Annotated in this window: 4 protein-coding genes; 1 reads left to right on the top strand and 3 read right to left on the bottom strand. The window is 66.0% G+C overall.

What is annotated here, in order from left to right; translation table 11 throughout:
• Positions 1–719: 719 nt before the first annotated feature.
• Positions 720–1,247, top strand: coding sequence for a hypothetical protein (locus ACFOX0_RS33990; protein ID WP_377553763.1), 528 nt, complete (start codon positions 720–722; stop codon positions 1,245–1,247).
• A gap of 27 nt (positions 1,248–1,274) precedes the next feature.
• Here ACFOX0_RS33990 and ACFOX0_RS33985 read toward each other — a convergent pair whose 3' ends face one another.
• The 3 genes from ACFOX0_RS33985 to ACFOX0_RS33975 all read right to left on the bottom strand — a co-directional run bounded on the left by ACFOX0_RS33985 (position 1,275) and on the right by ACFOX0_RS33975 (position 2,378).
• Positions 1,275–1,760 carry a hypothetical protein gene (locus ACFOX0_RS33985; protein WP_377553761.1) on the bottom strand — a complete coding sequence of 162 codons (486 nt, stop codon included), beginning with the start codon at positions 1,758–1,760 and terminating at the stop codon, positions 1,275–1,277.
• A gap of 16 nt (positions 1,761–1,776) precedes the next feature.
• A complete protein-coding gene (locus ACFOX0_RS33980) occupies positions 1,777–1,953 on the bottom strand; it encodes a hypothetical protein (protein ID WP_377553759.1) in 177 nt (58 codons plus the stop codon).
• 158 nt (positions 1,954–2,111) lie between these two features.
• Positions 2,112–2,378 carry a hypothetical protein gene (locus ACFOX0_RS33975; protein WP_377553758.1) on the bottom strand — a complete coding sequence of 89 codons (267 nt, stop codon included), beginning with the start codon at positions 2,376–2,378 and terminating at the stop codon, positions 2,112–2,114.
• Positions 2,379–2,520: the final 142 nt, after the last annotated feature.

Here is a 2,520-nt window from a genome sequence, read left to right as displayed (position 1 = left end):
ATCGCCGCTTCGGTCGTCCGCCCTGATCACCCGGGGTGCTGGGTAGTGTCACGATGATCCTCTTCCTGTCTCCCGGCAAGCCTAACGCTCCGGGAACGGCTGCCTCATCTCAGCCTGACAGACAGGGACCCCCGAATTCTTCCGGCGGTACGCGGCCGGCCTGCCGCTCCTGGAGGTGTGCGGAAAGGCGCGCGCTACTGCCGCCGTTTGAGATGCCAGCCCTCACACCTAGATCATCTTTTTGGCCTCTGGGGGTGTCGCGATTCTTACCAACACCCCTTGCTGGCGCGGTGGCGCAACGAGCCTGGCCTGGTGCTCCACTGGTACGGAGACTGGGCTCCGTTCGGCGACAGGGATCTGCCCGCCATGGGGTCAGCGCAAGCGACGTCGTGAGGAGGCCAGGGTTGGCGAAGCGCCTGCGGTCCGTTGCCGGTTCCCGGGTGGTCCCTCCGGCAGGGTTCGAAGTCGCGTACGCCGGTCCCGACGGCGATGAGGTCCGTCGGACGATGGGTGAGGCTGCGGAGGTGCCGTTCGAGCGGCTGTCGCCGGTGCGGTCGTTTCCGTCGTACCGGGGGCAGCGCAACTACCATCAACTGTAGCGAGCCGGGACACATCGTACGCGGGCTTGGTGACGTCGTCTCCACCAGGTCCAGTGAGGTGATCTCAGCGACGTTGGGTCGATGCTCAAACCTGGAACGGTGCGGGGATGGTGCCGATCTGTGTTCCTGGTGGGCCGAAGCCGGTTGGTGAACCCGCCGTTGACCGGCTGCGATGCGATCGGCACACCAGGCACGACCAGAGGTGATTATGCTTTCGCGATGCGAGCCGTGTGGTTCACGTTCGCGGGTGCGTTTCTCAGCCTGGCCAACATTGCGGCCGGTTGGAGCTGGGCCCTGGTGGACGCCGACTTACGGAGCATCAGCTCCGGCGCGCAGGGCGTCGACTGGGGCCAGGCGAGCGTATTGTTGAGCGTGCCGGCCGCGGTGACGATCGTTTTGACGGCGGCCGCCATCCGTCGTTCGAAGGCGTTGCTGTGGGTGAGCGCGGTTGCGATGGGTTTGCTGTTCATCCCGTGTGGCGGTGCGCTGCTCATCGATCGAGCACGGATGATCGACGGGGCTGGCCTCGCTGCGTGGGCGTGGGCGGCCCATCTGATCGGTATGTTTCTCGCCCTGCCCGCCGTGATCATGGCGCTTTGGCTATACCAGCGCGACACCCGACCCGCTGCGGTGAACTCAGCGAGATAGTAGGGCAGCTCGCACTTGTCGGCGTGATTATGTTGTGGCTTGTCGGGCGAGTCGGGTGCGGTGGTGGAACCATCGTGCTCGTGCTTGGTGGCGTCGTCGCCACCAGGCCCAGTGCAGGTGGTGTGCGTCGGTGCGTGGCCGGCGGGTGATGAGGATGAACAGCCGTTTGATCTCCGCGACGGTGAACGCGATCAGGCCGGTGTCCGCTGGTGGGTTGTCGTCCGCACTGGTGGGCAGGATCGGTACTGGGGCCCGGGTTTTCGCCTGTGCGGCGGTGACCGCGCAGACCGCGAGCGCGGCCATGGTCAGCACGAGGCGGCGTGCGAGGGCGGTGTAGAGCCGGACCTGGGAGTGGTCGAGGCCGAAATGGTCCTTGCCGAACTCAAAATCCTCCTCGACCGGCCAGCGTAGACACGTCACCCGCACCAGGGTCATCAGCGGGACCTGCCGGCCCGGCGGGACGTGGCAGTAGTGGTAGGCGACCTCACCGGTCTGCAGATGCTTGCGCAGCAACAGGAAATGGTGCGGGCTAGAGGTGGCGACCCACGCCCAGGCGTACCGCCCGCCGATCCGGGTCGGCGAGCTGATCGGCCGGAACGTAGATCCGGGCACCGACCAGGGCATGCCCGCCCGGGGTGGCGTAGGAGCAGTACACCGTGTTCACCCCGTTCGCGATCCGCCCGGCGCAGCCCATGTACTGCCGCAAGCAGTGGGGCAGACCTGAGCCTGTACGCCGTCCTGCGGCAACTGCAGTACCTACTCGCGACCTGGCTCGGGTTCTGCCCCCTCTGCCACCAACTCGTCCCAACCTAACAAAGCACTACTAGTACCAACGCCATTTGATCTGCCGGCTGGCTTACTCGGCTAGCTCATGAAGAAGATCATGGCCGCGAGGCTTGCCCCCATGGCCAGGTGCTCCCAACGGAGCAGGTCCGTGATCGGTCGATAACGCAGCTGAACGAGTGCGGTCGCCATCCAGCAGAGGTAAGCCGCCGTGGCGGCGCGTAGCAACACGAGCGCCGCGTCATGGCCGGTGACGGTGTCGTGGTCCGTCCGGGGCCCGGCGGCCATGTGGTGGGTAGCCATCGACTCACCGTGTTGATGTATCAGCACGGCGAGCGCCATGAGCACGGCCCCGGCCATACGGTGTCAAGCCCCGGGTTTGATGGAGAGTTGGTTAGCTGGTTTTCAGGGGTGCGGTGACTGGGTGGGTCATCGTGTGTAGTGCTTCGTGCTCGGCGGGCGGGACGTGGCCGAGCTCGCCGTGTAGGCG

It is taken from the genome of Micromonospora zhanjiangensis (assembly GCF_042650605.1).
Lineage (GTDB): Bacteria > Actinomycetota > Actinomycetes > Mycobacteriales > Micromonosporaceae > Micromonospora_J > Micromonospora_J zhanjiangensis.
The sequence above is the reverse complement of the archived record's forward strand: the minus strand, read 5'-3'. Positions and strand labels throughout refer to the sequence as shown.